This window comes from Coriobacteriia bacterium, from assembly GCA_016649875.1.
GTDB lineage: Bacteria > Actinomycetota > Coriobacteriia > WRKU01 > JAENWW01 > JAENWW01.
Genome location: JAENWW010000024.1, coordinates 1 through 6,008, shown reverse-complemented (window position 1 = coordinate 6,008; position 6,008 = coordinate 1). Strand labels below are relative to the sequence as shown.

7 protein-coding genes are annotated in these 6,008 nt (G+C 48.5%); all 7 read left to right on the top strand.

The window, feature by feature from the left end; all coding sequences use genetic code 11:
- Positions 1-25 precede the first annotated feature (25 nt).
- On the top strand, positions 26-418 hold the full coding sequence (locus tag JJE36_06965) for an ATP-binding cassette domain-containing protein (GenBank protein MBK5212025.1): 393 nt from the start codon (positions 26-28) through the stop codon (positions 416-418).
- 63 nt (positions 419-481) lie between these two features.
- Positions 482-1,537, top strand: a complete 1,056-nt coding sequence (locus JJE36_06960; GenBank protein MBK5212024.1) for a polysaccharide biosynthesis protein — start codon at positions 482-484, stop codon at positions 1,535-1,537.
- A complete protein-coding gene (gene wecB / locus JJE36_06955; GenBank protein ID MBK5212023.1) occupies positions 1,538-2,620 on the top strand; it encodes a UDP-N-acetylglucosamine 2-epimerase (non-hydrolyzing) in 1,083 nt (360 codons plus the stop codon). It begins immediately after the preceding gene.
- A complete protein-coding gene (locus JJE36_06950) occupies positions 2,621-3,487 on the top strand; it encodes an SDR family oxidoreductase (protein ID MBK5212022.1) in 867 nt (288 codons plus the stop codon).
- 347 nt (positions 3,488-3,834) lie between these two features.
- The gene (locus tag JJE36_06945; GenBank protein MBK5212021.1) at positions 3,835-4,071 is read left to right on the top strand and encodes a hypothetical protein; all 237 of its coding nucleotides are present in this window, start codon (positions 3,835-3,837) and stop codon (positions 4,069-4,071) included.
- 58 nt (positions 4,072-4,129) lie between these two features.
- Entirely contained in the window at positions 4,130-4,357 is a 228-nt protein-coding gene (locus JJE36_06940; GenBank protein MBK5212020.1) for a hypothetical protein, read from the top strand.
- A 145-nt stretch (positions 4,358-4,502) separates the two neighbouring features.
- Positions 4,503-6,008, top strand: a 1,506-nt coding sequence (locus tag JJE36_06935; protein MBK5212019.1) for an ABC transporter ATP-binding protein, incomplete at its 3' end; no start/stop codon positions are given.

Genomic DNA, 6,008 nt, shown 5'->3' with positions numbered 1-6,008 from the left:
CGTGGCCTTGGAGAAGGCCTATGCGATGTTTGTTTATGATCTCCCTAATGGGCTTGAATCTAAGCTCGGTGATCGCGGGGTGCGTTTTTCCGGCGGTGAACGACAAAGGATAGCAATGGCGCGCGTTCTTTTAGAGGACGCCGACATCTTGGTTTTCGATGAACCGACAAGCGCTCTTGATTCTGAGTCGGAAGGCTATATTCAAAAGACGCTTAATGATCTTCATGGTGTGAAGACGTTAATCGTTATCGCTCATCGTCTTGCGACAGTCGTTGCCGCCGATCAGCTTTTGGTGGTCAGCGATGGGCAAATCGTCGAGCGGGGAAAGCATGAGGAGCTTGTGAGGGCAGGCGGAGCGTACGCACACCTCTTCAATAGTCAACTTATAGGGGCAGTTGGACAGACACAATCGTCATAAATATCATGGCATAGTGTGCAGTGTTACAATTGTGTTAGTTTTGAACCAATTTGGGAGAGATATATGACTAAACTTTTCGAAGGCAAAAGAATCGTCGTTACCGGCGGCACCGGTTCGCTCGGACAGGTGCTCATTCGTCGTTTGATGAGCGGTGTCGAAGGTGTTCCCGAAAGTGTGACTGTTTTCTCTCGCGATGAGGCTAAGCAGCACTATATGCGCCTCGATTTCCTGCAGCAATGCACTGCGACAGATGAAGTCATCTATGAAAACTCGAAGCATGCTTTGAAGTTCATGATTGGGGACGTTCGAGATTACGCGAGCGTCGTACGTGCCATAAAAGATGCGGATATTCTATTTTCGGCGGCAGCTCTCAAGCAGGTGCCTTCTTGTGAGTACTATCCATGGGAAGCCTGCCTGACCAACATCTTCGGACCGGAGAACATCGTACGCGCAATCGAAGAGCATAATCTTCCGGTCGAAACCGTCGTCGGAATTTCTACCGATAAAGCCTGCAAGCCCGTCAATGTGATGGGCATGACCAAGGCGATTCAAGAGCGAGTGTTCATCAACGGAAACCTTCGAGCTCCCGATACGCGCTTTATCGCGGCTCGTTACGGAAACGTATTGGCGTCTCGCGGCTCGGTCGTCCCCCTCTTTCTCGACCAAATCGCCGCTGGCGGTCCGGTCACCATCACCACCACGGACATGACACGCTTTTTGTTGACGCTTGAAGATGCAGTCGACACGATATTTGCCGCAGTCCGCGCGGCAAAACCAGGCGAGACATATGTTCCGCGCTGTCCCAGCGCCTTGATGACCGACCTTGCAGATTTTCTCATCGCCGATAGCGGCGTGGAGAAGGTCGTTACGGGAATTCGCCCCGGCGAAAAAATCCATGAGGCGCTCCTTTCCGATGAAGAGGCACAGCGTACCGTCTTCGGCCATGAAGGCTACTATGCGTTGCGCCCCATGATTCCCGAGCTCGGTGAGCCGGTAACTGAGCCGGCGCTTGTCGGAGCCTACAGCTCGGACAATGCGCTCATGACTCCTGAGGAGTTGTCGAAATTCCTGACCGAAAAAATTCCCGATGTTATCGGCCAGCGTTACTTGGAGTCATAAATGACAAAAGTAATCACCATTCTCGGTACGCGTCCTGAAATCATTCGCCTGTCTCGTGTCATAGCGGTGCTCGACGACCTGCTCGGCGAGAATCATATTCTCGTGCATACCGGGCAAAACTATGACGATCGGCTCAACGGTCTCTTTTTTCGAGAAATGGGTGTGCGCGAGCCCGATGTGTTCATGGGGATTCGCGCGGATTCTTTTGCCGCTCAAATCGGTCAGATGCTTGTGGCGGCTGAGGAGCTTTTCACAAAAGAGAAGCCCGACACGGTCTTGATTCTCGGCGATACAAACACGGGAATCTGTGCATTCGTCGCAAAACGCATGGGAATTCGAGTGTGCCACATGGAAGCGGGAAATCGCTGTTTCGATGATTGTGTACCCGAAGAGGTCAATCGTCGTGTCATTGATCATTCATCGAGTGTCCTGATGCCGTACACCTATCGGAGTGCCGAGAATTTGGTGCGCGAGGGGATCGAGCGCCGGCGTGTTTTCGTCACGGGCAATCCGATAAAAGAAGTTCTCGATTTTTATGCTCCGCAGATTGATTCCTCGGAGCCTTTCGCCGAATTCGGTGTGGATTCAAAAAAATACTTTCTCGTCACAGCGCATCGCGCTGAAATGACCGATGATCCGGCACGGCTCGCATCTCTTATAGATGCGCTCAACGCGGTAGGGGAGAAATACGATATGCCGGTGTTGGCATCGCTCCATCCTCGGACAAAAAATAAAATGGAAGAGTATGGTATCGAGGCGGGGCTGGTTAATTTTGTCCCACCGATGGGCCTTTTCGATTTCGTTCATCTGGAGAAAGAAGCATTTTGCGTGCTGAGCGATTCAGGCACCGTCCAAGAGGAATGCTGTATTTTCGGGGTTCCCACGGTAACCATGCGTGATGTCACTGAGCGCCCCGAGACCATCGAATGCGGAAGTAATATTTTGGCGGGAGTTAAAGCCGAGCGTATTTTGCCTGCAGTTGATATTGCCGTTCGTAATGCGGGCAACTGGACGCCACCTGCCGAATACCTTGCGAAAAACGTTTCCGATACCGTTGCTCGAATCGTGCTGGGGATGGTTTAAATGCGCGTTTTAGTCCTCGGAGCCGGTGGAATGCTCGGGCATGAGGCTATTCGTGTGCTTGCGCCCGACTTCGATGTATGGGGTGCTTGTCGTGATGTGAATAAATTGCCTGCGCTCGCAGTTGAGCCGGGGAAAATTATTTCGGGTCTCGATGCGATGCATCCTGAATTGATACACGGTATTCTTTCAAAGGTAAAACCCGATGTGGTTATCAATGCAATCGGTATCGTCAAGCAAAAAGACGATGCCAAAGCTGCGATTCCCTCCATAACGGTGAACAGCCTTTGTCCGCATGTCTTGAGCCAGGCGTGTGCCGATGCCGGGGCACGGATGATCCATGTGAGCACCGATTGCGTCTTTTCAGGCCGCACCTGTCCGGAAGGCGGGTATCGTGAATCCGACACGCCTGATGCCTATGACTTATATGGTAGATCGAAGATGCTCGGTGAAGTCGTTGACATGCCCAATACGCTGACGATGCGTACGTCGATCATCGGTTGGCAACTCGGTCCGCAAACAAGTCTCATCGGGTGGTTTGCTGCGCACCGTCATGAAAAGCTCAAGGGATACACGAAAGCGATATTCAGCGGATTGACGACCACGGCGCTGACCGAGGTTATGCGCGATGTGGTGTTTGAGAGGCCCGGTCTCTCGGGGCTTTATCATGTCTCTGTCGCACCGATCGATAAATATACCTTGCTGAATTCACTTGCAAAGCAGTGCGGATGGAATGTCGATATCACGCCGAACGAAGACCTCGTGGTCGATAAAACGCTCAATTCAGAACGATTTCAAAAAGAAACAGGTTGGACTCCACCCGGCTGGGATTCCATGCTTGCAGATATCGCCTCGCGCAAACCGGAATAAAAAATATGTATCCAGAAGGACATCGGTGTAAAATTACAATCTGAAATCGGCGCTTCTGAGAGTCCTTTAACGTGTCTTAAAGTAATGTTTCTTTCTGAAGGAGATTTTTCCGCAAGACTTCGGGAATATAAGGAAGCGATTACGCTCACCGAAGCGGGGGCGGAAGTATTGTGTTTTTTGGAAAGGGTAATAAACTCCCGGCATATTTAAACAATGCTCCCTTCAAGGTCAAGCTTGTGAGGGCAGGGCATAAATTTTCTTCCGAATCGCATCAGCGTGTGATTCGGATTTCACTAAATCTGAGCTATTACCGGGCGAAATACATTCTTTATAGAATCGTATTGATTATGAAAGATTTCGTTAAAAACAAAATACAAAAAACAGAATATGTAAAGGATGAAAACGTAAAAAAGTGCGACGATTATTGCTCCATTATTCCCACAGAAACTGAAGAGCCAGCTGATGCAATTCAAGGGTTGATTTTTCGAGTGAAGGCACACATGCGGAGGCTGGCTTTCCGCGATAGGTATTTGGTCAAGAAGGCACTTTTGGAAGAATTTGATATTGTCTGTGTATACGAGTGAGATTGACTCTGGTCCTGCGATAACTGTCTTGCAAGCGGGCATCGGAGGGTGCGCTGTGGTGTCAGAGGGTCGTGATCCTGATAATCACATGTTTACACTGCAAAACACGGCGCTTGTTGCAAATATGAATTTTGAGGAACTAGTTGCAGATGTTCGTAAGCTAATGGACGATGATGAGCTACGAGACGGCTATGCTTGCCGTCTCTACAATTATGTCAAAGAAACCTACTCCATTCCGGAGATGGTTGAAAAATATACTCAAGAGATAGCAGGTTTTTTTAAATAGAGCAACTACAAGATTGCTTAATAGGTCGGTCTATTTGTGCTTCTGAAGTGCAGAAATACTTCGAGGTTGCTGATATTCGCTATATGCTAAAATTAGTACGATATCTTGTATGATGAATGCTAATATTTCTAGATGAAAGTGCATTGTGAAAAAAACAATTGAATTTCTAAAAGAATATCTGCGAATTAATGCGATTGTTCGTTTGTTCAAATTTGTAGAAGTCAAAAAGTCAGAAATTGCAGGTTTGGTTGGCTTTGCAGTTGTTTTTGCTGCACTTGAGGGAATCGGCATATCACTTTTATTGCCTATACTCCAGTATGCCGAGGTCGGCAAAACTGCGCTTGAGAACAGTTCAAATTCCTATTGGAAGGCGTTTGCCCACCTATTGAGCGTGGTTGGCATAAAGCCTTCTTTGGTAGTCTTGCTTATAATGGCGTTTATTCCCATATTGCTGCGAAATGTGATGTTTTATTTCAATGCATGGTATTCCTCTGTGGTGACGAGTCGTATTATGCTCCGTCTGCGCATGAAGGTCGTCGATGCAGTTTATAACGCTGACCCTGAGTTTTATTCTCGACATCCCGTCGGACAGCTCGTCGGCGTGGTTATGGGACAGACAATTACTGCGGGCACCGCTGTCCTATCTGTGATCAGTCTTTTGGGCATCCTCATGCTGATGATGGTTTACATTGCGATTCTTCTGATGCTTTCAGTGCCCCTTACCTTTAGTGCTCTCTTTTTTGCACTTATTGTGGCTCTGGTGAATAAGGCAGTGCTTAAGTGGATATCGGCCAATGCTTTGGAAAATGCTCGGCTCAGCCAAAGCCTTATGGCAAAAATCGTCGAGCGCATGGGGCAAATGCAGTTAGTCAAGTTGCGCCATACGAAAGCTGAAGAGGCTGAAAATATTCGCAGTGTATCAGAAACTATGCGAGCCCTTTCAATCAAAGTCGCAAAAGTCGGTGCGACCGTCGAGGTCGTTGTCGATCCCATACTGATGGTCTCGGTATTCGTAACGTTGTATATAGGAATTGCAGTTTTAGGCTCGACTCTGGCTCAACTCGGCTTACTCCTGGTAATGCTTACTCGGCTTAACGCGAAGACGAAAGAATTCAATGGCTCCCTTCAGGCGATATCGACAAATGCTGCAGGAGTGAAGCTTGTGCAAGAGATGTACAGTGCCGCTCAAGATGCCAATGTTATGCAATCGGGGGATACTGATTTCGTCCATCTAGAGAAAAGCATCGAATTCAAATCGGTTAATTTTGAATATCCCGATGTATATTCGGCCGATGGCGTTCTTATATCTCGCGGGAAAAAGGTTCTTAAAGGTGTGAACGCGAAAGTTGAAGCTGGTTCCTTTACGGCGCTCGTCGGTCGTTCAGGGGCGGGGAAGTCTACGCTGGTCGAACTGATTCCGCGTATGCGCGATGTGACATCGGGCGCGATAGAATTCGATGGGGTTGATCTCAAGGATTTTAATATCGGCACGTTACGTCGGGGAGTTGGTTATGTCACTCAAACGCCGATGCTTTTCAATGATTCAATTTATGACAATATTACCTACGGATTGGGTTTCGAGCCGACGGATGAGCAAATTCGCGTGGCCTTGGAGAAGGCCTATGCGATGTTTGTTTATGATCTCCCTAAT

What these genes read in the sequence shown, in the direction of transcription:
- JJE36_06965 (MBK5212025.1), top strand. Translation starts at nt 26, where the DNA reads ATGTTTGTTTATGATCTCCCTAATGGGCTTGAATCTAAGCTCGGTGAT.
- JJE36_06960 (MBK5212024.1), top strand. Translation starts at nt 482, where the DNA reads ATGACTAAACTTTTCGAAGGCAAAAGAATCGTCGTTACCGGCGGCACC.
- wecB (MBK5212023.1), top strand. Translation starts at nt 1,538, where the DNA reads ATGACAAAAGTAATCACCATTCTCGGTACGCGTCCTGAAATCATTCGC.
- JJE36_06950 (MBK5212022.1), top strand. Translation starts at nt 2,621, where the DNA reads ATGCGCGTTTTAGTCCTCGGAGCCGGTGGAATGCTCGGGCATGAGGCT.
- JJE36_06945 (MBK5212021.1), top strand. Translation starts at nt 3,835, where the DNA reads ATGAAAGATTTCGTTAAAAACAAAATACAAAAAACAGAATATGTAAAG.